The sequence below is a fragment of the Rhizobium pisi genome (genome assembly GCF_003938655.1).
In the GTDB taxonomy this organism is placed as follows: Bacteria; Pseudomonadota; Alphaproteobacteria; order Rhizobiales; family Rhizobiaceae; genus Rhizobium; species Rhizobium pisi.
Map to the genome: position 1 here is coordinate 1 of NZ_RJJT01000043.1, position 24,865 is coordinate 24,865.

Annotated in this window: 23 protein-coding genes and 2 pseudogenes; 8 read left to right on the forward strand and 17 right to left on the reverse strand. The window is 60.9% G+C overall.

Features of this window, described 5'->3' with window-relative positions:
• The first annotated feature begins 133 nt into the window (after nt 1–133).
• On the forward strand, nt 134–1,321 hold the full coding sequence (locus EFD55_RS32250) for an MFS transporter (RefSeq protein WP_125851090.1): 1,188 nt from the start codon (nt 134–136) through the stop codon (nt 1,319–1,321).
• 24 nt (nt 1,322–1,345) lie between these two features.
• A pseudogene (locus EFD55_RS32255) lies at nt 1,346–1,453 on the forward strand (SDR family NAD(P)-dependent oxidoreductase); the annotation flags it as partial.
• 62 nt (nt 1,454–1,515) lie between these two features.
• Here the strand turns inward: EFD55_RS32255 and EFD55_RS32260 are convergent.
• Nucleotides 1,516–2,553, reverse strand: coding sequence for a class I SAM-dependent methyltransferase (locus tag EFD55_RS32260; RefSeq protein ID WP_125851092.1), 1,038 nt, complete (start codon nt 2,551–2,553; stop codon nt 1,516–1,518).
• A gap of 179 nt (nt 2,554–2,732) precedes the next feature.
• Between EFD55_RS32260 and EFD55_RS32265 the strand changes: the two genes are divergently transcribed.
• Nucleotides 2,733–4,730 carry a putative bifunctional diguanylate cyclase/phosphodiesterase gene (locus tag EFD55_RS32265; protein WP_125851094.1) on the forward strand — a complete coding sequence of 666 codons (1,998 nt, stop codon included), beginning with the start codon at nt 2,733–2,735 and terminating at the stop codon, nt 4,728–4,730.
• 63 nt (nt 4,731–4,793) lie between these two features.
• Here the strand turns inward: EFD55_RS32265 and EFD55_RS32270 are convergent, their stop codons facing one another.
• A complete protein-coding gene (locus EFD55_RS32270) occupies nt 4,794–5,681 on the reverse strand; it encodes a LysR substrate-binding domain-containing protein (protein ID WP_125851096.1) in 888 nt (295 codons plus the stop codon).
• Between the two features lie 110 nt (nt 5,682–5,791).
• On the opposite strand from EFD55_RS32270, the gene EFD55_RS32275 reads away from it, so the two are divergent.
• The 5 genes and pseudogenes from EFD55_RS32275 (at nt 5,792) to EFD55_RS32295 (ending at nt 9,333) form a co-directional block, all read left to right on the forward strand.
• Nucleotides 5,792–7,045: an aromatic ring-hydroxylating oxygenase subunit alpha gene (locus EFD55_RS32275; RefSeq protein WP_125851098.1), complete on the forward strand. Its 1,254-nt coding sequence runs from the start codon at nt 5,792–5,794 to the stop codon at nt 7,043–7,045.
• On the forward strand, nt 7,035–8,126 hold the full coding sequence (locus tag EFD55_RS32280) for an FAD-binding oxidoreductase (protein WP_125851100.1): 1,092 nt from the start codon (nt 7,035–7,037) through the stop codon (nt 8,124–8,126). The genes EFD55_RS32275 and EFD55_RS32280 overlap by 11 nt, the downstream gene beginning before the upstream one ends.
• A 185-nt stretch (nt 8,127–8,311) precedes the next feature.
• A pseudogene (locus tag EFD55_RS34055) lies at nt 8,312–8,491 on the forward strand (non-homologous end joining protein Ku); the annotation flags it as partial.
• A gap of 238 nt (nt 8,492–8,729) precedes the next feature.
• Nucleotides 8,730–8,969: a DUF982 domain-containing protein gene (locus EFD55_RS32290; protein ID WP_125851102.1), complete on the forward strand. Its 240-nt coding sequence runs from the start codon at nt 8,730–8,732 to the stop codon at nt 8,967–8,969.
• A gap of 100 nt (nt 8,970–9,069) precedes the next feature.
• On the forward strand, nt 9,070–9,333 hold the full coding sequence (locus tag EFD55_RS32295) for a DUF982 domain-containing protein (protein ID WP_125851104.1): 264 nt from the start codon (nt 9,070–9,072) through the stop codon (nt 9,331–9,333).
• Nucleotides 9,334–10,130: 797 nt separating this feature from the next.
• Here EFD55_RS32295 and EFD55_RS32300 read toward each other — a convergent pair.
• The 15 genes from EFD55_RS32300 to EFD55_RS32370 all read right to left on the reverse strand — a co-directional run.
• Nucleotides 10,131–11,141, reverse strand: coding sequence for a GlxA family transcriptional regulator (locus tag EFD55_RS32300; RefSeq protein ID WP_125851131.1), 1,011 nt, complete (start codon nt 11,139–11,141; stop codon nt 10,131–10,133).
• A 29-nt stretch (nt 11,142–11,170) separates the two neighbouring features.
• Nucleotides 11,171–12,169, reverse strand: a complete 999-nt coding sequence (locus tag EFD55_RS32305) for a 4-hydroxyproline epimerase (RefSeq protein WP_125851106.1) — start codon at nt 12,167–12,169, stop codon at nt 11,171–11,173.
• A gap of 16 nt (nt 12,170–12,185) precedes the next feature.
• A complete protein-coding gene (locus tag EFD55_RS32310) occupies nt 12,186–13,037 on the reverse strand; it encodes an ABC transporter permease (RefSeq protein ID WP_125851108.1) in 852 nt (283 codons plus the stop codon).
• Nucleotides 13,034–13,882 (reverse strand): ABC transporter permease, encoded by an 849-nt coding sequence (locus EFD55_RS32315; RefSeq protein ID WP_125851110.1) that lies wholly within the window; start codon nt 13,880–13,882, stop codon nt 13,034–13,036. Before EFD55_RS32315 ends, EFD55_RS32310 begins: the two co-directional genes overlap by 4 nt.
• A gap of 21 nt (nt 13,883–13,903) precedes the next feature.
• Nucleotides 13,904–14,995, reverse strand: coding sequence for a quaternary amine ABC transporter ATP-binding protein (locus tag EFD55_RS32320; protein ID WP_125851112.1), 1,092 nt, complete (start codon nt 14,993–14,995; stop codon nt 13,904–13,906).
• Nucleotides 14,996–15,083: 88 nt separating this feature from the next.
• Nucleotides 15,084–15,938 (reverse strand): glycine betaine ABC transporter substrate-binding protein, encoded by an 855-nt coding sequence (locus EFD55_RS32325; RefSeq protein ID WP_125851114.1) that lies wholly within the window; start codon nt 15,936–15,938, stop codon nt 15,084–15,086.
• A gap of 76 nt (nt 15,939–16,014) precedes the next feature.
• Complete coding sequence (locus tag EFD55_RS32330) at nt 16,015–17,361, reverse strand: NAD(P)/FAD-dependent oxidoreductase (RefSeq protein WP_125851116.1); 1,347 nt, start codon at nt 17,359–17,361, stop codon at nt 16,015–16,017.
• The gene (locus EFD55_RS32335; RefSeq protein ID WP_125851118.1) at nt 17,358–18,875 is read right to left on the reverse strand and encodes an aldehyde dehydrogenase; all 1,518 of its coding nucleotides are present in this window, start codon (nt 18,873–18,875) and stop codon (nt 17,358–17,360) included. Before EFD55_RS32335 ends, EFD55_RS32330 begins: the two co-directional genes overlap by 4 nt.
• Entirely contained in the window at nt 18,868–19,779 is a 912-nt protein-coding gene (locus EFD55_RS32340) for a dihydrodipicolinate synthase family protein (protein WP_125851120.1), read from the reverse strand. Before EFD55_RS32340 ends, EFD55_RS32335 begins: the two co-directional genes overlap by 8 nt.
• Entirely contained in the window at nt 19,776–20,492 is a 717-nt protein-coding gene (locus EFD55_RS32345; RefSeq protein WP_125851122.1) for a GntR family transcriptional regulator, read from the reverse strand. Before EFD55_RS32345 ends, EFD55_RS32340 begins: the two co-directional genes overlap by 4 nt.
• 431 nt (nt 20,493–20,923) lie before the next feature.
• Nucleotides 20,924–21,496, reverse strand: coding sequence for an S-(hydroxymethyl)glutathione synthase (gfa, locus tag EFD55_RS32350; protein ID WP_125851124.1), 573 nt, complete (start codon nt 21,494–21,496; stop codon nt 20,924–20,926).
• Nucleotides 21,497–21,550: 54 nt separating this feature from the next.
• The gene (gene fghA, locus EFD55_RS32355) at nt 21,551–22,393 is read right to left on the reverse strand and encodes an S-formylglutathione hydrolase (protein WP_125851126.1); all 843 of its coding nucleotides are present in this window, start codon (nt 22,391–22,393) and stop codon (nt 21,551–21,553) included.
• 3 nt (nt 22,394–22,396) lie between these two features.
• Nucleotides 22,397–23,524 (reverse strand): S-(hydroxymethyl)glutathione dehydrogenase/class III alcohol dehydrogenase, encoded by a 1,128-nt coding sequence (locus EFD55_RS32360; RefSeq protein ID WP_125851128.1) that lies wholly within the window; start codon nt 23,522–23,524, stop codon nt 22,397–22,399.
• Nucleotides 23,525–23,599: 75 nt separating this feature from the next.
• Entirely contained in the window at nt 23,600–24,295 is a 696-nt protein-coding gene (locus EFD55_RS32365; protein ID WP_125851130.1) for a dimethylsulfonioproprionate lyase family protein, read from the reverse strand.
• Between the two features lie 15 nt (nt 24,296–24,310).
• Nucleotides 24,311–24,865: electron transfer flavoprotein subunit alpha/FixB family protein (locus EFD55_RS32370; RefSeq protein WP_148102912.1), on the reverse strand; the 555-nt coding region annotated here is incomplete at its 5' end.

The window sequence follows — 24,865 nt, forward strand, 5'->3', positions numbered from 1 at the left end:
ATGGAAAAGCCCGTCCTGCGAACGGAGAAAATTTACCCGGTCGGCAGAATGCCGGTCAAAACACAACCGAACCCAGGGAAAGCCCTGCAGAACAAGCGTTCTGCCCCTTGTGTTCTTTCATTGGAGACCCTGCATGAGCATCGAGCTGATATTGAATGAGACCGTGCTGGAGGAAGGCGAGGCGACCCGGTGGAGCGCGGTGACCTGTCTCTCGCTTCTGACTTTCCTTCTGGTGGGTTTGGAATTTCTCCCCGTGAGCCTTCTGACTCCGATCGCCAGCGACCTGTCGGTGTCGGAGGGGCAAGCCGGATTGGCGATCACCGTGTCCGGTGTCTTCGCGGTCATCACCAGCCTTTTCGGCAATGCGCTCCTGACGAAGATCGACAGGAAGATGGTCGTTCTGCTCTATACGGCGGTTCTGGCTGCTTCGAGCCTCGCCGTTGCGCTGGCGCCCAACTTCCTTGTCTTTCTCATTGGGCGGGTCCTGGTCGGTATTTCGATCGGCGGCTTCTGGTCGCTGTCGACGGCTATCCTGGCGCGCCTGGCTTCAAGCCGTGACTTGCCGAAGGCCATTGCCTTGCTTCAGGGCGGCACCGCATTGGCGCTCGTGCTGGCTGCGCCGCTCGGCAGTTTTCTCGGCGGGTTGATCGGATGGCGCGACACTTTCCTGATCACGGTGCCGATCGGAATTGCGGGGCTCGTCTGGCAGCTGGTCGTTCTGCCGAAGATGCCCGCGACATCAACCGTCTCGGTAGCCAGAATATTCGGTTTGCTGCGCAATCGTACATTCGCGATCGGAATGGCGGCGACCGGTCTCGCCTTCATCGGTCAGAACGCATTGTCTATCTACCTTCGCCCGTTTCTCGAAGGCGTGACGGGACTGGACTTGAATCTTCTGTCCATGATGCTTCTCGGCCTTGGCGTCGGCGGACTGGCTGGAACCTCCGTCATCGGCTTCGTCGCCCGGCGGCGCCTCCTGCTCGCTCTCGTCGGCTTGCCGGCGGCTCTTGCAATCCTCGCCCTGCTGCTGATCGCACTCGGACCGTTCGCGGCGGCGACCGCCTCGCTGCTCGTGATGTGGGGATTCTTCTCGACCCCGATCCCCGTCGCCTGGAATACCTGGATGGCTGCCGTCGTCCCCGGCGAGCTTGAAGCGGCAGGCGGACTGCAAGTGGCACTGATTCAGCTCGCCATTGCAGGCGGCGCCTTCGCCGGCGGCCTCTTGTTCGACATCGCGGGTTGGTGGAGCACCTTCCTTTTGGCCGCCTGTCTTCTCACGGGCTCGGCTGTCCTCGCCGCCGTCGCCGGCCGCCGTGTCTAACCCTCAAAACAGGAGATCATCATCATGTCTCAAGGAATCGAAAACAAAATCGTCGTCATCACCGGCGCAAGCAGCGGGCTTGGCGAAGCCGCTGCGCGCCACCTTGCCGAGCGCGGCGCGTGGGTCGTTCTTGCGCGCGGTGAGACCTTGGCCGAGTAGACGCTGACGATAAATCCTTCGAGCCAACATACCGCCTACAGCGGTCTTTGAATTTCACAGTAGACAATGCTGCGGTTTGAGCCGGACCAAACAGACACCTTCAAATCTGCCCCCGTGGCGCTTTCACTGGCGATCAAGCCCATCTCTCGTTCCGACCGCAACAGCAGCGCCCAGTTCATAAATGTCTCCATATAGCCATCGACATCCGTCTCCGGAGAGAAATTGGCGAATAGGAATGTGCCGCCAGGCTTAAGCATGCTGACGCACTTCTTGGTCAACTTTACGGCTACTGCGTCCGGCAAATAGTCATAGAGACCCGCGGCATAGACGAAATCGAACATTCCTAGCACATGTCTTCCACCGATCAGAGACTTGACCGAACCGCTCATCGCCTGGACTGATGTGCCGGCGAAATCGCGGGCGACGGTTCCAACGCTCATCGGGTCTTGATCCAAAGCTACCCAGCGTCTGATCGCGCCGGCGCTGAGAGCGCGCGACAAAGGCCCCTCACGAAGATGCCCGGCCGCGATGGCGAGGACTTCGGTGAAACCAGGCCGCGCCGAAGCGATTTCGTCAACGCGGCGAGCCAAAATGTCTCGACGCTCCCTTACCGCTAGGGATGACGAAGCATTTCGAGTGTAGGCGTAGATCGAGCGTCCCAAGTTGCTCGCTGATAAGACGGCGTCCTCAATCTCCGGTCTGCCGTAGATGAAGTCGAGAAGGCGTGCGTCGCCAGAATAGCCGCGCGGCTTTTCGAACGACCAGCGGGTCAATGGATCTTGATGAAGATAGTGGGCAACCGGATGAGATTGCGCGATCGGAACGATGGCGTCCCACACCTCCGGATGAAAGCGCCGCCGCATCTGATGCAAGGCGTCGGTTAGACGCTCGATTATCGCATTAGGCTCGACGCCGGACTTGAACTGACGGATCGACACCTCAAGGCTGAGGGCAAGCTCGGCTTTGGCAACGACAAGGTGGCCGGGATCTGGGGCAGCAACCCTCCTTGCCGCCCGACGAATCTCGCCGGGCGCAACAAGACTTTCACCGTCCAAGACCAGGTTTTGTGCCATTTCGAGACCCCTTGACCTTGCGTTAAGCATAATCAACCTCGACACAGGATGCGACTAGAATCTACACGGGATAAGGGTATTTCTACTCTTGCGGGTCCGATGCTACCCCTCTAACAAAGCTAAGCAATAAGACAAACCGGTTGCAGGTTGCCGAATGTGATTTTGGAGGGCGACGAAGTATGGCTTACTTTTCAGCTTACTTTAGATCATTGTCAGACCGGTGTTGTTGCATGATCGCGGCTTACGCTAATTTCCAGCGCGACGAACCAACCGCCAGCTTTTCATTCGCCGAGGCCCTAAAGTCTCTGAAAATCGAAAATGATGCTGTCCGAAGGCGGAGCTCGCGGCATGGTCTTTGGATCGCGGTTGCCGTTTATGTGGCCTTCGCACTTCCCGACCGTTGGCTGATTCCCGATGTTGCGCCTGTGACGATCGCCGCGCGATTCGCCGTTGCAACGATCGCTCTGCAGGTATTCGAGACCCTGCGGCTGGCAAAAGTGAAAACCGTCTGGCTTGACATCACATGTGCCGCTGCACTGCTGGTGGGCTATATGGGCTGGCTTTACCCGGCGATTGCCACCCGCGACGTCGTCGCCATGTCGTACTACATGATATTCGGCGCCATCTTCATGATGGGCGCCAACCTCTTTTTCAGTTTCCCGTTTCGGCTTTCGGTGATCACCTCGAGCCTCGTTCTATGCGCATTTTTCGTTACGATCGAGGAATTTTTTCCCTCAAGCCAAACCTACAAGCTGGCCTTCGGGATGTTCTACATTTCGTGCTTTGTCTTCACGTCTTTCGTCAATTGGCGATTGAACGTGGAGCGTCGAAACGTGTTGCTGAACGCGGCGGAAGCTCGCCACCAGCACTGGGAAGCGTCCGAGCGCGGAAGGTCACTGCTCGAGCTTTCACATACTGACTACCTGACAGGCATAGGCAACAGACGCGCGCTGGATCGGCGACTCGACGAATGCTGGGCTGCTTGGAAAGACGAACGCCGCGACTTCTCCGTGTTCCTCATCGACGTCGACTTCTTCAAACGCTTCAATGATCGCTACGGACATCAGGAAGGAGACCGGTGTCTGACCGTCATCGCCCATGCGCTGAAGGCGGTGGTAGAGTCGTCCGATGGCATGATCGGCAGGTATGGTGGCGAGGAGTTTATTGTGGTCATTCCGGCTGCCCTCCCCAAGGTCGCGATGAACCTTGCCGAGAAGATCAGACTGGAAGTCGAGTCTCTTGCGATTGGTCACGACGAGCGACCAGATGATATGTCGATCGTAACCGTCAGCATCGGCGTCGCCTTCACCCGCGAGAAAGTTGGAGAGAAGGTTGAACGAATAGTACGTGAAGCCGACCTTGCTCTCTACAATGCCAAAGCAAGTGGTCGAAACTGCATTCGTAGTTTTGATCCGTTGTTGCCTCGCCCCGACGACTACGCTGGTAAACTCGTCCCGCTGCTGGCGGCCGCCATTGATCGCAAACTGGTCTCGCTCGTGTACCAGCCGATCTTCGACCTGACGAACGAGAAAGCAAAAGCTGTCGAGGCTTTGATGCGCCTCAGGATGCCGGACGGCACTGCGGTTTCGCCGAAGACATTCATTCCGGTTGCCGAACGAAGTGGCGCTATCCTCGAACTGGGCAGGTGGGCGATCGAGACGGCATGCCGTGACATACTGATGACCGATCGCATGGCTACCGTCAGCGTCAATGTGTCGCCAATACAACTACGTTCCCCCGACTTTGCTGCCAGTGTCGCTGATATCCTCGATCGTTGCGGGGTCTGCGGGTCGCGGCTAGCCTTAGAAGTCACCGAGGGCCTGGACATGGATATGCAGTCGGAGGTGCTCAAATGCATTGCCGACCTGCGGGCACTCGGCGTCGAGATCTGGCTTGACGACTTCGGCTGCGGCTTCGCGGGCCTCTCTTGGCTGAGGGCAATCGAGTTTCAGACGGTCAAGGTCGATAGAACCTTTCTGCACGACTGCTCGAACCCACGCGGTTTGACGATGCTTCAGGACATGATTGCTCTCATCCGCAATCGTGGAAATACGATCCTGGTGGAAGGCGTCGAAACTGCAGCACAATTTTCCCTTCTCAAGGATCTGCGCATCGACCGCGTCCAGGGCTTTCATATGGGAATGCCGGTTAGCGCTGAACTCCTGAACGCGGCATAATTCGACCTCAAGGTTTGCAGATGGCTCAGCTCGTTGTGGGGGCATGACGTCTGTGGCTTTCGGTCAACCGTGCAGTGATGCCGTCAACCAAGCGGCGGCGAGATTTCGTGCATTGCTTCGCTTGGCCTTGACGGGCGCGATCACGTTGTAGCGGCCTTCGGCGGCAAGCTCGCCGCCGCCGGCCTGCACCAGGGTTCCGTCCTCCAGAAAGGTGCCGATCAGCATGCGCCATCCCAAGGCAATCCCCTGGCCGGCGCGTGCGGCGGCGATGGTTTCGGTATAGTGGTTGAAGCGAAGCGACGGCTTGAACTCCACGTGGGCGCCGGTCAGAGAAAACCATTGCGACCAGCTGTACCAGGAGCGGTCCACCACATCGGTTTCGATGAATTCGTCGGCGTCGCCGAGTGGACCGTCTCCCCGGCGCTTGAGATAATCCGGCGAGCAGACGGGGCAGATGACGTCGCCACGCGAGGCGATGACGGTTCCGTCGCTGAAGGGCGGCATGCCGTATCGGATGGCGACGTCGATCTCTCCGTCGTCGAGAGCGATCGGGCTGTCCTGGGAGATCACCCGCACCAAAATGCCCGGGTTCGCCCGGCGGAATTCGGCCAGCCGCGGCAGCAGCCAGAAGGACGAGAAGGCAACGGTCGCCCCGATCGTCACCACGTCCTGGCCGCGCGACTGGATCGCTTCCACGCTCTCGGCGATATCGGCAAAGCTCTTGGCGAGCGTTGCGCCGAGGCTGACGCAGGCCGCCGTCGGCTCGATCGCTCGATGCTTGCGCAGGAACAGGGGCTGGCCGAGTTCTTCCTCTAGAGCAGCGATCTGTCTGCTGACCGCCGCCTGGGTGACGCCGAGTTCGCTCGCGGCAAGCGTGAAGCTTTTTCTTCTGAGCACCGCCTCCAGCGTCACCAGCGCCGTCAGCGAGGGGAGCCGTTTTCGAAACTGCATTCGAAACTCCTTTTCGCATGAGTATAAATTATGTGAGCGTGATTTTTTATGCCGTTGAAAACCCTTAACCGCAAGAGCAATCTGGGGAAACTCTCACATAAGGGGTTCTCATGCTAAACAGGCTTCCATCTTCCATTTCAGCATTGCTGGACTCCCGCTCGGAAGGCCATTCGCTGCCGGCTGGTCTCTACACACGCGAGGACGTGTTCGAAGCTGACATCGAGGTCTTCTTCCACAAGCACTGGATCTGCGTCGGCCTCGATTGTGACCTTCCCGAACCCGGGGACGCCACGGTGATCGATATCGGCAAGACGAGCCTGATCCTTCTGCGCGACGACGACGGCGAAATCCGCGTACTGCACAATGTCTGCCGCCATCGCGGCTCCCGTCTTCTCGACCCGGGCAAGACGATCGTTTCGAAGCTCGTCTGTCCCTATCACACCTGGACATACGAGTTGACGGGGGAACTTAGCTACGCTCCCCATATGGGCAAGGAATTCGACAAGGACTGTCGCGGCCTCAAGCCGGTCACCTTCAAGTCCATCGGCGGGCTCATCTATGTCTGCCTCTCCGACAATCCGCCTGACGATATCGCCGTTCTCGAGCAGACCATGACCGAGCGGCTGGCTCCCTACGACATCCGCAACGCCAAGGTCGCCCACCAGACCGACGTCATCGAAGACGGCAACTGGAAGCTGACGATGGAGAACAATCGCGAATGCTACCATTGTTCCGCGAACCATCCGGAACTCTGCGTCTCCTTCGTCGATCTCGACTTCGGTTTCGATCCGGAGACGCTGAGCCCGGAGGACCGCGCACAGGCCGAGGAACACTTCCGGCTCTATGAGGAACGCACGCGGGCATGGGAGGCCGACGGCTTTCCCTCGGCTGCCGTCGAGCAGCTCACGGACTGCGCCACCAATTTCCGCACGCAGCGGCTGATCATATCAGGCGCCGGTGAATCCCAGACCCACGATGCCACCGCCGCGTCCTCCAGGCTGCTGGGGCAGATGACCCGCAAGGATCTCGGCGACACGCATCTCTGGGGCCACAACAGCTGGAACCACTTCATGGGCGACCATGCGGTCGTGGCGATCGTCATCCCGCTCTCGGCGGGCAAGACGCTCGTCCGCACCAAATGGCTGGTGCATAAGGATGCCGTCGAAGGGGTCGATTACGATCTCGACAAGCTGACGGACGTCTGGGTCCAGACGACCGACCAGGACGCCGATCTCGTCGCCCGCTCCCATGCCGGCACTCTCGATCCCGCCTATCAGCCGGGCCCCTATTCCCGCTTCTCCGAGACGAACCTCGACAAGTTCGCCGCCTGGTACATCGATCGGATGCGCGCCCATGGATACTAGGAGCCCACAGGCATTATCAGCGAAGGCCGCCCTCCCCGACATCTGGAATCCCGAGACAGACGACGCGCTTGTCTGCCTCGACGTCCAGCAGGAAACCCATGACGTCAAGACGTTCACCTTCGCATCGCGCGAGGGCAAACGCTTCGCGTTCAAGGCCGGACAATATTTCCTGTTCGACCTCGAACATAATGGAGAGGCCGAAAGCCGATGCTACAGCATCTCGTCGTCACCGCATCGCACGAACGCCTTCTCCGTGACGGTGAAGCGCGTTCCCGGCGGCAAGATCTCCAACTGGCTTCATGACACGCTTGCTGCAGGCGCGACCGTCAAGGCGAACGGCCCGCTCGGCCATTTCACAAGACCCGGTGCGTCAGGACAGAAGCTTCTGCTGGTCTCGGGCGGCTCCGGCATCACGCCTGTGATGTCCATTCTGCGTGAACTCGCTGACAGCTGCGAACCGGCCGACGTCGTTTTCATGCACGCCGCCCGCACGCCGCAGGATCTGATCTTTCGCGACGAACTGGCCTGCATCGCCCGACGGCTGAAAGGCCTTCGGCTCCACTTTCTTCCCGAAACCGTCGCGGGCGAGGTGTCCTGGCCGGGTCTCACCGGTCGCATTTCGGCGGAGTATGTCAGGCTTGCTGTTCCCGATATCGCCGATCGAACGGTGATGTGCTGCGGCCCCGCCCCGTTCATGGCGGCGGGGCGCGGCATTGCCGCCGAGCTCGGCGTGCCCGCTTCGCGCTATGTGGAAGAAAGCTTCGACGCCGCGGTCATCGACGAACCGGAAATAACAGCGGTCCAGGAGGCGGCCGCCAAGGTCTTCCAGGTCACCTTTTCCAAGCAAGCCCGCAATATCGAGGTCACGGGCAATCAGAGTGTGCTCTCCTGCGCCAAGAAGGCAGGCATCAGGATACCCTCGTCCTGTGCCAACGGCGTCTGCGGCACCTGTAAGTCGAAGCTGACTTCGGGCGCGGTCGACATGAATCACAATGGCGGAATTCGCCAGAGGGAAATCGACGCCGGCTTCTTCCTGCCGTGCTGCTCGAAACCGCTCAGCGATCTCGTCATCGAGCGCTGAGCGCCGGCAATGTCGCCTCAAATGGCCAAGCATGAATTCTCGGATGTTGCGGGATGAAAGCGATTCCGCAAGGTTCCTCATGTCGATACCCTGATCAACAATGCGGGCATCTTCCAGCCCCTCGACTTCTTCGATGCGGACGACGAGGTGTTGCAGAACGTTGACGGGGGTCGCGTTATCGTCATCGCATCTCGAAGCCGAACGATCTTTTGCCCGCGCTTCGCGAAAGTGCCGGGATGATGAAGGCCGCCGATAACAAACCGAAACGCACTGCCGCCAACGGCACCGGTCGGGAGCGCGCTGCGCGCGGAGTAGCTTCGAAAGGCGCCTCTTCCGGGGCTACTCCGCGGCGCAAGGCCAGCTAGGGAGATCGATCATGGCTCTGAGATACTACTGGAAGGGCTATTTTCGTTAGCAGCGTGAATGCGGGCGGACCAACCGTCGTGGCCGGAAAAATTTCCGTAAAGGACCTGCCTTCGCAACCATGAAAGGAATTGAATCGAACTCGAAAGATGCTGCCCTCCAAAATTTCGGCAGGATCGACCGCTTGGAACAGAACCTCCTAATATACGTTTGTGGGAAGCTTGCCCCACGGAGGACGCCATGATCAGCATCTGGGACGCGAACGTCGAATTGAAGATAGATGATCGTGTCCACGTCATCAGGAACGCTCGAGAGGCGGTCGCATGTTTGAAAAAATACTGGCCCGACAACAGAACCGCGAGCTACGCGGCAGCGCGCAAGGCATGCCTGGACGCGGCGAGTGGCGTTGTTCCCGATGTGGAAGCGCGAGCTGCGTTTGAAGCTGCGGCGAAGGAGGCCGGCATTCTGCGGCAAACGTAACATCGCTTCGTTTGAAGTGAGAACCTGGATCATGCCGCCACCCGGCCGGAATGGTTCTTGCACGGTTACTAATATATTCACCGTGGGGAGGCATAACGTCATGAAGTGGCACATAACCGAAGGGTTTACCCCTCTGATGCTCGTTGTCAGTGGGCCGGAAAAATACAAGCTTGTCGCAACCCTTTGGGATGCCGCCCAGTTGCTGACGGCTTGCTGGCCAATCGACGACGGCGATGAATATCTTATCGCGATCAGGGCGTGCCGGGACGCCATCCACGGGGACATTTCCGCTGAGGACGCGCGAGAAGCGCTGATCCGTGCCGCCGACGAAGCTGGCATTCCGGTGATCACCGTCGTTCACTGAGAGTACTCGATGCCACGGCGGATTTCCGGTCTGTAACCCCGGCCAGCGCCGGGCAGGCCAAGCGCTGATTTACACCGCCAGTGGGTTCAAAATTGGATGCCGATAAGGGGTGAATTTTGGATGCTGATTGACAACCAGGCTATGGCGAAACTCGCCCTATACTTCCCGGATTCCATTTGGTAACGAGTAATAGCAACAACTGGTTGCAGATTTTTCTGTCGCGTTGACTAAAAAGCCGCGCGATTTAGCCGGGGCAAAGACTCGCATGCCAATCCAAGTAAGGCAGACTGGATATTTTTTTGTAATTTCGGCGGCTCTTCTAAGCGCCGCGAGCATCCTTCAGGGATGTCAGAGTGAGACACGAAACGCCCAAACATTTCGGCCGAATGACAAGTTTCTTTCGAACAAAGGCGGCTCGTCAAGCAGTGCTGAAGACGCGCCAAGCCAACCTAACTCGCCGACCCACTCAAGCCCGCCGAGCGGTATGGGCCCAGCCGGCAACGGTTTTGGGGGCCCAGCCGGCAGCCCTATGGGTGGCCCTCTGCACTAAGCCAGCGCCGATCGGCCTCGTCGACTGCCGGCGCGATGTCAGGTTCGACCTGGCCGGAAGGTAGCAAATCCTTAAAGCGCCTGATTTAAGACCGCCAGCCACCGTTGTTGATGTGCTCAACTGGAAAGCCTGATCGCCGAAGCTGGATCCGAGAGCATCAAACTGGAAACCCAAGCCCTGATCACGAAGAAGGGCGCGGAGCGGTTGGACAGCTTTCCCTGGGAAGAGATCTGAACGGTCGCCCGCTTCAGTGTGCTCTCGAAGCCGCGCGATGCTGCGAGGGCGTCTGCCCGAATGTGCGCTTGAACGTCCGCGTGAACTGCGAGGCGTTTTCGAAGCCGACATCGAGCGCAATCTCGATCAGCGGCGCCTTCGACTGGGCAAGGATCGATTTTGCCCGTTCCATGCGAACGCGATTATAGGCCTTGGCCGGAGACATTCCCGTCTTGTCGATGAAGATCCTCTCCAGCTGGCGCCGCGAGAGCCCGACCATGGCGGCAAGCTTCTCGATCGGCATGCTGCCGTCGACGAACTGTTCCATGGTGATCATCGCCGCCTTGACGCGGGTATCGTCGTAATCGTCGTAGAGCGGACGCCGCGGCTGGATGTCGGCCGGAGCGCGGGCCTTCTCGATCTGCAGCACTTCGAGCGCGTTTCGCTCGGCATCGCGGCTGATGTATTTCCTGACGAGCAACGCCGCCATATCGGCGGCACTACTGCCGCCGGCGCAGGAACCGCGCTGGCGATCGAGATTGAAGAGCCGGTCGGAGCGAACGCTGAGATCGGGAAACCGCTCGCGAAACTCCTTGTAGTGCAGCCAGCTCACGCAGGATTCGTGACGCTTCATCAGGCCGGCCGCCGCAAGAATGAACGAACCGGTGCACACGCCGATCAACGGCACTTTCTTGGCGTCCGCCTGTTTCAGGAAGGTGATGGTCTGCTGGTCGACAGGATTTTCCACCGTCAGCAGACCGCCGACGACGACGATGTAATCGAACCGCGAGGGATCGACGAAGTCCGAGGTCGGGGCGACCTGGACGCCGCAGCTTGAGGTTATCAGATGCCGCGTGCTGCCGATCACCTGCCAGTCGGCCAGCACCCTCCCGGAACGATCCTGCTCATCGCTAGCAAGCCGCAGCGTATCGACAAAGAGCGCGAAAGCCGACAGCGTGAATGACCGCGACAGAACGAAGCCCACCTTGAGCCGGGCCGTCTGCTTCGCCGCGTCGTCTGCCAGCCGATGCTGGCCGGGCCGCATGGTCATCTCATCACCGTTCCTGAATGCGCTCATCGAATCTGGAAACCGTGCGCTAGCGGATCACGATCGTCAACAAAAATGGTGTTGTGGCCGATAATACGCGCCCAACCTCCGATGCTCGGGAGAATGCCGCGATAAGATCCGATGTCTGCTTCGGCTTCGACCCGGCCCTCGAAGATCGTTCCGATCAGGCTTTCGTGACGATATCGACTTCCCAAGGTAAGCCGTCCCTTTCCATGGAGCTGCGCCATACGTGCCGAGGTGCCGGTTCCGCCCGGCGACCGATCGATGGCTTTTTCCCCATAGAACACCGCACAGCGCCCGTCAGAGACGTCGTTCACAGCGCGGTCGCACCAGATTGCGTGATGCACGCCTGATATCCTGGCATCGTCCGGATGAACGGGATTGCAGACATTCACAAGTGCCGCCCTGAGCTTCTGGCTGCATCGGACGATGTCGGATGCGTTCATGCCGTCGAGCCCGACCCAGTTCTCCTGTGGTTCGACGACCGCATAATAATTGCCGCCATAGGAAATATCGACGCGCAGGCGGCCCATTCCGGGCACATCCACCTCCACATCGCTCTCATGGAGATAGCTCGCGACATTGTGGAGACGAACGGAATCGACATAGCCGCCCTTCTCTTCATAGGTGACGTCGACCCTCCCCGCCGGCGTTTCGATGGCGACCCGGCCAGGTTCGCGCGGCCTGACCAGCCCTTCCTCAATCGCGGCGGTCACGGTGCCGATGGTGCCGGCGCCGCACATCGGCAGGCAGCCGCTCACCTCGATGAAAAGAACGGCGAAATCGCAGTCGTTGCGATAGGCGGGATAGATGATCGCGCCCGACATGATGTCGTGCCCCCTCGGCTCGAACATCAGCGCTTTGCGCACCCAATCATGGTCGCGGACGAAGATCTCCCGGCGTTCGCTGATCGGCGCGTGCGGCAGCAGCGGACCACCTCCCGCGACGAGGCGGACGGGGTTGCCGCAGGTATGCGCATCGATGCAGAAGAAGCTGTTTCTCATTCCGTCATCTCCTTGCTCATCTCGGCTTCGGCAGCCTGTCCCGGTCGAGCAGGCCGCGGGACAGCCGGTCGAGCAGAAGGGCGACAGCGACGATCGCAAGACCCGCCCTGAGGCCAAGCCCCATCTCCATGCGCGTCAGACCGCGCGTGACTTCCGCGCCGAGGCCGCCCGCGCCGACGAGGCCAGCCAGGACGACCATCGCCAGCGACAGAAGAATGCACTGGTTGAGCCCGACGAGCAGCGTCTGCTTGGCCAGGGGAATTTCGATCTTCCAGAGGATCGAGCGCGGCGGCGCGCCGATGGCGTTGCCAAGTTCGACGAATACCCTCGGCACCTGATTGAAGGCCAGCGTGGTCAAGCGCAACATCGGCGGAATGCCGTAGACGATGGTGGCGATGATCGCCGGCACGCGTCCGAGACTGAAGATCATCACCGCGGGAATGAGATAGACCCATGGCGGCACGGTCTGCATCACATCGAGAACGGGGCGAACCATCGCTTCCAGCGTCTTGTGGCGCGAGCACAGGACGCCGATCGGGAAGGCGACGAGCACGGAGATCAGGACGGCGACGGTAACAAGCGCAAGGGTTTGCATCGATGCCGTCCACAGCCCGACAAGAAGGCAGAAGCCGAGGCAAAGGCCGGCAAGGATGGCGGCGCGCAGGCTGACGGCCAGAAATGCCAGGACAACGACGATTGCGATCAGCGCATAAGGCGGCACGAAGAGGAGCGCCGCCTCGATTGTGGAAAGGACCGCTTCGACCAGGGTGCTGATGGCCGCAAAAAGCGGGTGAAGATTGGTGTTGAGCCAATCGACCGCCGGCGCCAGGAAGGCGCCCGGCGAAAACTGCAGGACCGAAGAATTCATGACTTCCTCCCTGTTCCCAGGCGGGCTGCGCTCTGGGTGATCCGGTCAAGCACCATGGTGAGCACCACGATGGCGATCGCTCCGTTGATCGAAGTCGCAATGTCGAGCGTCCTGATCGCGCCGTAGATCGTCTCCCCGAGCCCGCCGGAACCGACGATGCCGGCGATGACGACCATGCCGAAAGCCATCATCAGGCTCTGGTTGATGCCCGCCATGATGCTTGGCAGCGCAAAGGGAAGGCGGATCTTGAAGAACATCCGTGCCGGCGTCATCCCGAGCGCCTCTCCGAGTTCGACGAACTCGCTGGGCGTCATCCGGATACCGAGAGATGTCAGGCGGATCGCCGGCGGCATGGCGACGATCACGGTGGCGATCATTGCGGTGGCCGGTCCGTAGCCGAGCACGGCGATCGCCGGCAGCAGGTAGATATAGGGCGGAAGCGTCTGGATGAGATCGAGGCCCGGCTCCATGAAGCGGTCGAGGCCGGTGAAGAAGCCGGCGGCGATTCCGATCGGGATGCCGATCACCAGGGCAAGCGCGGTCGCGGTCAGGACCAGCGCCAGCGTGCTCATCGTCTCCGGCCAGAGCCCCATGGAAAAACACAGCGCCAGCGCGATGCCGGCGAGAACGCCGAACCAGACATTGACCAGCCGGCAGCCGATGAGCGCCACGATGAGCGCGACCACATAGAAGGGCGGAAGCTGAAGAAGCCACAGGATCCCGTCATAAATCCCTTCGAGAACCTGCCTGATATGGTCGAACAGGAACTCGCCGTTGTCGCTCACCCATTCGAGCCCGGAGTCCGTCCATTCGTCGAAAAGATCGGTAAAGGCTGAAGTATCCATCTCAATCAGCTCCCCTTGGGCTCACGCCGCTGTCAGATCATGGGCGGAGGTTCCCTTGACGCCCATCAGGAGGCTGCGCGGTGTCACCACGCCGACGACCTGATCCTTGTCGACGACGGCGATGGCGTCTCGCTCCGACTGCATCGTCAGCGTGATGAGCTCGTCGATATCGGCGTCCGGCCCCGTGCGCATCAGCGACGCGATGTCGGAATTCGGCGCGCTCTGCTGGAATTCGGCGACGCTGCGCATGACGGAATGCGCCTTGATCAGATGGAGGCGGGAAATGCCGGCGACGAATTCGGCGACATAGGCATCGGCCGGGTTGAGGATGATGTCCTCCGCCGTACCGGTCTGGATGATGACGCCGTCCTTCATGATCGCGATACGGTCACCGATGCGGATCGCCTCGTCGAGATCATGCGTGATGAAGACCGCGGACTTGCCGAGCGACTTGGTCAACTGACGGAACTCGTCCTGAAGCTGGCGCCGGATCAGCGGATCGAGCGCGCTGAACGGCTCGTCCATGAGAATGATTTCGGGGTCGGAGGCAAGCGCGCGGGCAAGGCCGACACGCTGCTGCATGCCGCCGGAAAGCTCGTTGGGATATCGGCTCACCCAGTCGGCGAGGCCGACTTTTTCAAGAGCGGCGGCAGCGGTCTTGTTTCGATCCGGCTTGGCTATTCCCTGAACCTCGAGGCCGAAGGCCGCGTTTTCCAATACCGTTCGATGCGGCAGCAGGGCGACGCTCTGAAATACCATGCCGATGTTCTTGGCGCGCATCTGTCTGAGATCGACCGGCGACAGGGCAGCGAGATCGCGTCCCTTGACGAGAACCTTGCCGGAGCTCGGCGCAATCAGCTTGTTGAGAAGGCGGATGAGCGTCGATTTTCCGCTGCCCGACAGTCCCATGATGCAGAAGATTTCGCCCCGCCGGACCTGGAGGCTCGCCTCGGATACGCCGACGACGCAGTTGAATTCCTGCAGGACCTCTTTCTTGCCGAGGCCGCACTCCTTGATCGACTTCATCGCCGCAGCGGACTTGTCGCCGAAGACTTTCCAAAGGGATTGGCAGTCAATCAGGACGTCATCGATATCGACATTCGCGGTTTTCATAGCGATCCCCTTGAGCCAATTGCGCTGGCTTCTTTAGATTGGGCCTCTGGATGGCCGCCCGATGAGGATCGGACGGCCAAGTCGCGGTTCAGCTCTTTTTGATGTTTTCCCAGCGCTTGATCAGGTCGGCATGGGCGCCAATCCAATCCTGCACGGCCTGGTCCATGGTCTTGCCGTCCTTGACCTCACCGTTGATGGTGGTGATGTCTGCGATCGGCACGTAGACGCTGGCCATCACTTCGCGTGCATGCGGGTTTTCTTCGGTAAAGCCCTTGTGGCCGATCCAGTAGTAGCTCTGCGGTGGCGGGAAGACGCCCTTCGGATCCTTGAGGTACTTGACCTCGTACTTCTGGACCATCCACGACGGCTCCCAGATCGTGACCGCAATCCATTCCTTGCGGTCGTAGGCCGACTTCAGTGCTGCCGTCATTGCCGCTGTGCTGCCTTCGACGAGCTGCAGCTTGAGGCCGTAGTCCTTGACGGCGTTCGAGGTGTCGCGCATCAGACCGGAGCCCGGCTCGATGCCGATGATCTTGCCGCTGAACTTGTCAGCGTTTTCATTCAGCTGTTCCAGCGAGTCGATCGGGACGTATTTCGGAACGGCAACACCCTGGTAGAGGCCGTGCGAGACCGGCGAAATCTTTTCGAGGCGGCTCTTGTTCTTGTCCCAGTAGTCCTGGGCGACGTAGTCCGTCTGCGAGGCGAGAACCTGGATGTCGCCCTTGGCAAGAGCGGCATAGGCGATGCCCCATTCGGAGAATTCGGTCACCTTCACGGTGTAGCCGGCGTCTTCGAGCACCTTCTTGGTGATGCCGGTGATGGGCGTCAGGTCTTCCCATGACAGCGTGCCCATGGTGATCGTCTTTTTTTCCTCCGCGCGGGCGGGAAGGATGCTGATCCCGATCATCGCGGCGGCGCAAAGCGCCTTCCACAAACTCTTCATTGTTTGTACTCCTGGTTCTTGTTCCCATTCTCTGAAGTCTGCGGCGGGCAGCCTTCATATTACGTGGGCCGAGGGATCATCCCTCGCGGCCTGCACGCAATTCCTGCAGGCGGATGACCGAGTTGACGCCGAGCCACGCAATGGGCTCGGGAGGCAATCTGGCCGGTTCCGGCTGGTTCTTGTATGTGTCGAGCTCTGGGCTTGCGGCGCCTGTCGCGAGATCGGCCGCCATCATCCCCGCGAGCGTGCTCTTGACGGTGCCGAGACCGTTCTCGCAGCAGGCGGAAAAAAGCCCCTCTTCGACTTCGCCGAATGCCGGCACGTGGTTCCTGCTGAGGCACAGCGCACCCGCCCAGCTATATTCCATCGGCAGCCGCTCCAGCCCGGGGAAACGGGCGTCGAAAGACCGGCGCTGCTCGGCCGCCACGCCGGCGACGCGCTTCTCCGAGACTCTGAGGCTCGGGTCGTAGGTGAACCTCGTCCTGATGACGATCCTAGAAAGACCATCCTTGGTGATCTTGCGCACCGTCGCGCCCATCGGGTCGGCCGGCAGCAGCGCCCAGCGATCGACGCCGGTAACATCGCCCGCGAATTCGTTCTGGGAAAAGGCTGATGTCATCGAGGCATAGGTGAAGATGTGCATCAGCCGCCCACGGAAATGGCCGAAGCTTTGAATATGGCCGTTCACGCCCAGAATGACCTTCGGCGCGGAAACGGAGCCGCGGGCCGTCTTCGCCTTCCAGGTCCTGCCCTCACGGGAAAGCTCTAGAACCGGCGAGCGCTCGTGGATGACGACCTTCGCGGAAAGCCCGCGCGCCAGGCCGCGGATATAGTCGGCGGGCTGGATCATCACCGCGCCCGGTGTGTAAAGCCCGCCGCGATAATAGCGCGAGCCGGTCATCTCCCGCATCTCTTGTGCGTCGAGAATGCGATGCTCCTCGCCGATCTTCTCGAGCGATTTTCTGTAATTGTCGTTGAGCCCAAGCCCGCGCTCGGAGGCGGCCGCATTCACCTTGCCGGCGGGATCGAAGGTTTCCCTGGACATGCCGTATTCGGCCGCGACATCGGCTGCGAAGGAAATCGCCAGGCGGTTCTGCCGGATCTCGCTCCTGGTTGCCTCTTCGCCGGCCACAGAATACTCGCCCGACGAGAGATTGTGCGGCACATCGATCATGAAGCCGGAATTCCGCCCGGCCGGACCCTTGGCGAGTTCACGCGCCTCCAGCACGACGATCTTGTCGTGAGGCCGCGCCTGCGAGAGGCGGCGCGCCGCCGACAGGCCGGCAAATCCGCCGCCGATGACCAGCCAGTCGGCAGTCATATCGTGCTCAAGCGCCGTTGCGGGAAAGGCGCGTCCGCTGATCGCCTCCCATCCCGAAACGCCGGTATCGATCGGCAGGCGCTTGATCACGTGTCGGGTCATCGGATCGTCTCGTCGACGGACCGTTCCGAAACGTCGATCCAGATGGTCTTCAGCTCGCAGTAATTGTCATGGGCGAAGATCGACTTGTCACGGCCGCCGAAGCCCGACTCCTTGTAGCCGCCGAACGGCGTGGTGGCGTCCCCTTCCCCGAAGCAGTTGACGGTGACGACGCCGGCCCGGATCTCGCGCGAGAGCTTGATGGCGTTCCTCAGGCTGCCGGTATAGACGGAGGCCGTCAGACCGTAATTCGTGTCGTTGGCAAGGGCGATCGCCTCGGCAAGCGAATTGAAGGTCGTGACCGAGAGCACCGGCCCGAAGATCTCTTCCTGGAAGAGGCGGCTGGCCGGCGCCACACCCTCGACCACCGTCGGCTCGATGAAGATGCCGTTATAGGTTTCGCCGCCGTGAGCAACCGACAGCTTCTCCGTCCTGGCGTCGTCGAGGAAGGATTTCACCTTATCGAAATGCGCCTTGCTGACCAGCGCGCCGATGCGGTTTTCCGGATCGAGCGGATCGCCCGTCTTCCATTCGCGCAGATAGGCGCCGATGCGTTTCATCAGTTCGTCCTTGACCTTGGAGTGAACGATGAGACGCGATGTGGCCGAGCAGTTCTCGCCCATGTTCCAGAAAGCGCCGTTGACGACCTGCTCGGCGACGAGGTCCAGATCTTCGGCATCGTCGAGAACGACCGCGGGGTTCTTGCCGCCGCATTCGAGCACGACCTTCTTGAGGTTCGAGTCGGCGGCGTAACGCAGGAAGCGGCGGCCCGTAGGCGTCGAGCCGGTGAAGGCGACCATATCGACATCCATGTGCAGGCCGATCGGTTCACCGACCTCGCGGCCCGAGCCGGTCACGACGTTGAAAACACCAGCCGGGATACCGGCCTCATGGGCAAGCTCGGCGACGCGCAGGGTGGTGAGCGTCGTTTCCTGCGCCGGCTTGACGATCACCGAGCAGCCGGCCGCAAGCGCCGGGCCGATCTTCCAGGCCAGCATCAGCAGTGGGAAATTCCAGGGCAGCACGCAGCCGACGACGCCGATCGGCTCGCGCACGATCATCGTCAGCGCGTTCGCGCCGACAGGAGCGGTATTGTCATAGAGCTTGTCGACCAGCTCGGCATGCCAGCGCAGCGTATGAATGGTATCGGGAACGTCGACCGTCTGGCATTCGCGGACCGGCTTGCCGCTGTCGAGACTTTCCATGACGGCGAGTTCGTGCCTGTTCTGCTCCATCAGCCTGGCAAGCTTCAGAAGCACGTCCTTGCGCTCGTTCGGTGAACGAAGCCGCCAACGTCCGTCGTCGAACGCCTGCTTCGCCTTTTCGACGGCGAAGTCGACGTCGGTGGCATCGCAGGCCGCGATTTCGGCAAGAACCTCGCCCGTCGCAGGGTTGGTTGATGTGAACGTCTTGCCGGAATTTGCCGGACGGAATGCGCCGTCGACGAAGGCGTTCGTCGGGAACTGAAGGCCAGCGGCGATCGCCTTGTATTCGGCGGCGGTCAAGGGTTCATGCATGGTTTGCTCCCGACGTGATCTGGCCGACCGTGCGCTTCAACGTGGCGACGACGGTCTGGAGGGTTCGCTTTTCTTCGGAGTTGAGCGGGCGCAGCGGCGCGCGCACCGAGCCGACATTCAGCCCGATCAATTCGCATCCGTGCTTGATCGATTGGACGAATTTGCCGCATTCGAGGAAATCCATCAGCGGCAGCATTGCGCTCATGATCGCCCGGCCCTTGTCGAAATTCTTCTCGACGACGCAGGCTTCATAGAGGGCGACATGCTCGCGCGGCAGGAAGTTGGAGCCGGCGCAAACCCAGCTCTTCGCACCCCATGCGAAGAATTCGAGCGCCTGGTCGTCCCAGCCGCAGGAGAGCGCGATGTGCGGAAATTTCCGGGCGAGCAGGTGAAGATTGCCCATGTCGCCGGAGCTTTCCTTGATGGCGACGACGTTCTTCGATTTGCCGACGCGGGAGAAATACTCCTCGCCCATGACGACGCCCATGCGGGCTGGATAGTTGTAGAGCATGATCGGCAAGTTCGCCGCGCGATCGACGGTGAGCGCGTGGACCGCGTTCTCGCGCTCGGTCGGCAGCGCATATGGCGGCGACGATACCAGGATCGCATCCGCGCCGATTTCCTTCGCCGCCTTCGCATATTCGACCGAATCCTCGGTGCGGGTGGCGCCGGTGCCGATGACGAGCGGCAGCCGCGTGCCGATGACGTCCTTGGCGTGGGCGGCAAGCTCGAAACGCTCCTGGCTGCTCTGGGCGTAATATTCGCCCGTCGAGCCGCCGACGATGATGCCGTGAACGCCCGCCTCGATCAGGGATTCGAGCACGGCCGCGAATGCCGGCCGGTCAATCTGACCGTTTTGATCGAGCGGCGTCACTGCCGGCGTATAGATCCCCTCAAATTTCACGATGACTTCTCCAATATTTGCGTAGCCGGACCGCCAAGCAGGGCGTCCGCCTTGAGTCCTTGCGGAGCGATGAACATCTCCATGTTCTCGCGGGACAGTTCCCAATGCTCGAAGACGAGGTCGACGACGGCTGTCTCGTCGTGAGAGCCGAGGGCCTCGATGAAGCTGTCATGATGGTCTACGGCGATTTGCAGCCGCCGCTTCATGTCCTCGTTGCGCGGCCGGAAGAAGGTGTGGCCGATGCGCGCGTGGTCGATGAGCAGCCGGCCGAGGCTCGGCTGCAGATAGTCGTTGGCCGACATCTCACCGAAGATCTCGTGGAAGCGATTGTTCTCGAGCACCATCGCCAGGGGATCCATAGTCTGGCTGGCGGCGCGAAAGCGCTCCTGCGTCTGCTTCAGGTCGGCAAGCTGCGTGGGTTTGAAATTCTGCACGGCAAGACGGCCGATCGCCGCATAGATCATCGGGGCCACAAGGAAGAAGTTCCGCAGCGTCGAGTGGTTCATCGGGATGACCCGCGCACCCCGGTTCTCGCGGATGTCGACATAGCCCTCGCCGGCCAGGCGACGGAATATGTCCCGCACCGGCGTCCGCGACAGCCCGTACCTCTCGCTCAGGCTGGCCTCATCCAGATCGGCGTCCGGGTCCAGCTCCATCGTCAGAATCTGGCGCTTCAGATCTTCGTAGAGATTGCTCTTGAGTGTCTTCGCCATCGTCGCTCTCCGGCCTCGTGTTGCTCTACTCCCACGAATTTGACACGCCTCCTTGGCTGAGTCAATAATTGTGTACTCTGCGTACACAATTAGTATTTATAAAATACACAATTGAATGAAGCCAGCCGACACCGCCGCCTGTCCGGGGGTCGTTTCAAGGCGAAGGGAGGGATAGGACCGGCGAGGGATGGCCGGCATCGCACGCGCAATTGCGTCCGGAAAGACGCGTGGCGTCTGCCGTCGCGAGTTCTTCCCAGGATATCGTGTCAGGTCTGTTCGAAAATTCTCTGGAGGGGCATCCGCGCCTTCTGCGCGTAATTCCGATCATCAGGCATGGGAAGCCTGGCCGCCGGCAAACCGGCGCGCCGCCATCAGGCAATAGGCCTGATGGCGGCTAACTTGTCGGGGCGCCGGAGGGGCGCGCCGTGAGATCAGGCGGCCAGGACACCGCTCTTCTTGGCCGTCCAGGTTGCCATATAGTCCATCAAGCCGGGCGAAAGGCAATCATAGGGCTCGAGGCCGGACGCCTTCAACTGCGCCCTGACGGCGTCCATCTTGGCGGGATCGAAGCCGCTTTCGATGATCGACGATACGAAGGCCGCAAAGGTCGGCTTTGCCCAGCCGCCCTCCTGGAAGCGCTCGGGATGAACGAACGACAATCCCTGGAACGGATGTTCGCGCTCGACCGGGCCGTACATATGCACACCGCACTGCTTGCAGGCATGGCGCTGGATCAGGGCAGTGGAATCGACGACGGCGAGCTTGTCACCGTTCTCGAGCACTTCGACACTCTCTGTCGGAGCCACCGCCACGACCGAAAAGACGGCACCCTCGGGCTTCCAGCACTTGGTGCAGCCGCAGGCGTGGTTATGGGCGATGTCACCCTTGATCCTGACCTTGACGGGATTGCTTGCACATTTGCACACGAGCGTGCCGCCCGCAAAGGCAGCGTCAGTCGCTCGAAAGCCTGAATCCACTGCCGGATGAATGGCTATGCTGGTCATTGCTTCACTCCCTTCCTCCCTGGCCGTTTGCGTTATGCCCGGCCGAGCTCTGCGTTATTTCCGATCTCCCAGCCTCTGCGCATGCCAGCGCAGATGGTCCTCCATGAATGTCGAAATGAAGAAGTAGGAATGGCCGTAGCCGTCCTGCATGCGAAGCTGCAGCTTGATGCCGGCCGCCTCGCAGGCCTGCTTGAGCTCGCCGGGACGCAATCCATCCTCCAGGAAGGAATCCGCCGTTCCCTGGTCGACGAGCAATTCAGGGAAATGATGCCCGTCCTCGATCAGCGAGCAGGCGTCGTAGGCCCGCCAGGTCTTTTCATCGGCCCCGAGATATTTCCGGAATGCCGGCTTCGACCAGCCGGAGACCGAGGGATGGCTGATCGGCGCGAAGGCCGAGCAGCTCCGGAAACGGTCCGGGTTCTTGAGCGCGATCGTGATCGCGCCGTGTCCGCCCATCGAGTGGCCGAAGATCGCCTGGCGGTCCATGTCGACCGGAAATTCCGCGGCAAGCAGGCGCGGCAATTCATCGACGATGTAGCTGTACATGCGATAATTCGCCGAAAACGGCGGCTGGGTGGCATCGACATAAAAGCCGGCGCCCTTGCCGAACTGCCAGTTGTCGGGCTCATCGGGAACATGCTCGCCGCGAGGGCTGGTATCCGGGCAGATGACGATGACGCCGAGCTCGGCGGCAAGCCGCCGATACTCGCCCTTGTCCATGACATTGGCATGGGTGCATGTCAGACCCGACAGGTACCATAGAACCGGGCAATTGCCCTTGGCCGCCTGCGGCGGCACGAACACCGCAAAGGTCATGTCGCAGCCGCAGGCATCAGAGCGGCTGACGTAGACGCCCTGAGTGCCGCCGTGGGACTTATCGGTCGAGATCGTCTTCATCGCTTAATACAGCACCACGCCGCGGATGCTTTCCCCCTTGTGCATCAGATCGAAGCCCTTGTTGATGTCTTCGAGCGGCATGGTGTGGGTGATCATCGGATCGATCTGGATCTTGCCCTGCATGTACCAGTCGACGATCTTCGGAACGTCGGTGCGGCCGCGCGCGCCGCCGAAGGCCGTGCCCATCCAGTTGCGCCCGGTGACGAGCTGGAACGGACGGGTCGAGATTTCCTGGCCGGCGCCGGCAACGCCGATGATGACCGATTTGCCCCAGCCGCGATGGCTGGCTTCGAGCGCCTGGCGCATCACCTTTGTATTGCCGGTGCAGTCGAAGGTGTAGTCGGCGCCGCCGATCAGGTCGCCATGACGCTTGGTCAGGTTGACCAGATAAGGAACGATGTCGTCGCCGACCTCCTTCGGATTGACGAAATGTGTCATGCCGAACTTCTCGCCCCAGGCCTTGCGATCTGGGTTGATGTCGACGCCGATGATCATGTCGGCGCCGGCCAGCCGCAGGCCCTGGATGACGTTGAGGCCGATGCCGCCGAGGCCGAAGACGATCGCCGTGGCGCCGATTTCCACCTTGGCGGTGTTGATGACGGCGCCGATGCCGGTGGTGACGCCGCAGCCGATGTAGCAGACCTTGTCGAAGGGCGCGTCGGGGTTGATCTTGGCGAGCGCGATCTCAGGCAGAACGGTGAAGTTGGCGAAAGTCGAGCAGCCCATGTAGTGATGGATCTTGTCCTTGCCGATCGAGAAGCGCGAGGTGCCGTCCGGCATCACGCCCTGACCCTGGGTTGATCGGATCGAGGTGCATAGATTGGTTTTGCGGGACGTGCAGGAATAGCACTCGCGGCATTCGGGTGTGTAAAGCGGAATGACATGGTCGCCCTTCTTGAGCGAGGTCACACCCGGGCCGACATCGACGACGATCCCCGCACCCTCATGGCCGAGAATGGCGGGGAAGAGGCCTTCCGGATCGGCGCCCGACAGGGTGAAATCGTCGGTGTGGCAGATGCCCGTCGCCTTGACCTCTACCAGCACTTCGCCGGCCTTCGGGCCGTCGAGCTGCACGGTCATCACTTCGAGCGGTTTTCCGGCCTGAACGGCAACGGCGGCGCGAACGTCCATTTGATAATCCCTCCTGTTAAATTGAATTCAGTGGCTGCATATGCGGGTAAGCGATCTGGCCCGGCCTCACCGCAATCATCCCGGCTCGATCTGGCACCAGACCGCCAGAAGCGGCTGGGCCGTGCATCTTATCGCGAAGGATTGCCCGGCATCGTTGGCGAAGACTGTGCCAGTAGCGGCAGAAAACCATTGGGAATCGCCAAGGCAGATTTCTGCCGGCGAAAGCAGGATGAAGGCGCGCGGCTGCGTCTGAACGTGATCGGGAAACCGGGTGTAACGGTCCATATAGATCACCCCGACCCTGAGATCGGCGCGCTCCTCCATGCCACCGGGGCCGACCACGACCGCATGGGAGTGCGTGTTGCCGAAATTCAGGCTTGCGAAGGGTCCGGAGCGGCCGCGCCTCCAGAGCAGCTTGTCGGCGAGACTATGGAACTGGCTGGCGATCGCCTCGTATTTCCGTCCCGACTTTGCAAGATGGCCGATGGCGTCGTCGAGCCCTTCGGGTACGCCTGGAAGAGGCCCGCCGCCCTCCGGCCGCACCTTTCCTGTCTTGAGCAGCCTCTGGAGGACCTTGCCCGCAACGAAACTGGCGACGGCAGGAGCCTCCGCCGACAGCATCAGCCCGCCGACGTCGTTGAGGAATTCCTGCAGCGGCCGAGGCCGCCTCTCCCTGCCGATGTCGTGCAGCCGTATGTATGCCGGCTTCTCGTCATCGTTCAGAAGAAGATCGGCACCAGGTTTGATTGGACGTCCCACCGCGCGAGCCACGTTCTGTTTCCCCAGTCAGAGCGCCTTTTCGAATTCCGGCAGGATGTCGAAGAGATCACCGACGAGGCCGTAGTCGGCAACCTGGAAGATCGGCGCTTCCTCGTCCTTGTTGATGGCGACGATCACCTTCGAATCCTTCATGCCGGCCAGATGCTGGATGGCGCCCGAGATGCCGCAGGCGATATAGAGCTGCGGCGCCACCACCTTGCCGGTCTGGCCGACCTGCCAGTCGTTCGGCGCATAACCGGCATCGACGGCCGCACGGCTTGCGCCGACGGCAGCCCCGAGTTTGTCAGCGAGCGGCAGGATGACTTCCTTGAACTTTTCGGCAGAGCCGAGTGCCCGCCCACCCGAGATGATGATCTTTGCAGACGTCAGTTCCGGACGGTCGGAAGCCGACAGCGCATCGGAGACAAAGCGCGACAGACCCGGATCTGATATCGCCGGGATCGCCTCGACGGTGGCCGAACCACCTTCCGCTGCGGAGGCGAAGGAGGCGGTGCGCACGGTGATCACTCGTCTGGCATCCGTCGACTGCACCGTCTGGATGGCGTTACCGGCATAGATCGG

Excerpts from the sequence above, each read along its gene's own strand:
- EFD55_RS32250 (WP_125851090.1), top strand. The coding sequence starts at position 134 with ATGAGCATCGAGCTGATATTGAATGAGACCGTGCTGGAGGAAGGCGAG.
- EFD55_RS32260 (WP_125851092.1), bottom strand. The coding sequence starts at position 2,553 with ATGGCACAAAACCTGGTCTTGGACGGTGAAAGTCTTGTTGCGCCCGGC.
- EFD55_RS32265 (WP_125851094.1), top strand. The coding sequence starts at position 2,733 with ATGGCTTACTTTTCAGCTTACTTTAGATCATTGTCAGACCGGTGTTGT.
- EFD55_RS32270 (WP_125851096.1), bottom strand. The coding sequence starts at position 5,681 with ATGCAGTTTCGAAAACGGCTCCCCTCGCTGACGGCGCTGGTGACGCTG.
- EFD55_RS32275 (WP_125851098.1), top strand. The coding sequence starts at position 5,792 with ATGCTAAACAGGCTTCCATCTTCCATTTCAGCATTGCTGGACTCCCGC.
- EFD55_RS32280 (WP_125851100.1), top strand. The coding sequence starts at position 7,035 with ATGGATACTAGGAGCCCACAGGCATTATCAGCGAAGGCCGCCCTCCCC.
- EFD55_RS32290 (WP_125851102.1), top strand. The coding sequence starts at position 8,730 with ATGATCAGCATCTGGGACGCGAACGTCGAATTGAAGATAGATGATCGT.
- EFD55_RS32295 (WP_125851104.1), top strand. The coding sequence starts at position 9,070 with ATGAAGTGGCACATAACCGAAGGGTTTACCCCTCTGATGCTCGTTGTC.
- EFD55_RS32300 (WP_125851131.1), bottom strand. The coding sequence starts at position 11,141 with ATGCGGCCCGGCCAGCATCGGCTGGCAGACGACGCGGCGAAGCAGACG.
- EFD55_RS32305 (WP_125851106.1), bottom strand. The coding sequence starts at position 12,169 with ATGAGAAACAGCTTCTTCTGCATCGATGCGCATACCTGCGGCAACCCC.
- EFD55_RS32310 (WP_125851108.1), bottom strand. The coding sequence starts at position 13,037 with ATGAATTCTTCGGTCCTGCAGTTTTCGCCGGGCGCCTTCCTGGCGCCG.
- EFD55_RS32315 (WP_125851110.1), bottom strand. The coding sequence starts at position 13,882 with ATGGATACTTCAGCCTTTACCGATCTTTTCGACGAATGGACGGACTCC.
- EFD55_RS32320 (WP_125851112.1), bottom strand. The coding sequence starts at position 14,995 with ATGAAAACCGCGAATGTCGATATCGATGACGTCCTGATTGACTGCCAA.
- EFD55_RS32325 (WP_125851114.1), bottom strand. The coding sequence starts at position 15,938 with ATGAAGAGTTTGTGGAAGGCGCTTTGCGCCGCCGCGATGATCGGGATC.
- EFD55_RS32330 (WP_125851116.1), bottom strand. The coding sequence starts at position 17,361 with ATGACCCGACACGTGATCAAGCGCCTGCCGATCGATACCGGCGTTTCG.
- EFD55_RS32335 (WP_125851118.1), bottom strand. The coding sequence starts at position 18,875 with ATGCATGAACCCTTGACCGCCGCCGAATACAAGGCGATCGCCGCTGGC.
- EFD55_RS32345 (WP_125851122.1), bottom strand. The coding sequence starts at position 20,492 with ATGGCGAAGACACTCAAGAGCAATCTCTACGAAGATCTGAAGCGCCAG.
- gfa (WP_125851124.1), bottom strand. The coding sequence starts at position 21,496 with ATGACCAGCATAGCCATTCATCCGGCAGTGGATTCAGGCTTTCGAGCG.
- fghA (WP_125851126.1), bottom strand. The coding sequence starts at position 22,393 with ATGAAGACGATCTCGACCGATAAGTCCCACGGCGGCACTCAGGGCGTC.
- EFD55_RS32360 (WP_125851128.1), bottom strand. The coding sequence starts at position 23,524 with ATGGACGTTCGCGCCGCCGTTGCCGTTCAGGCCGGAAAACCGCTCGAA.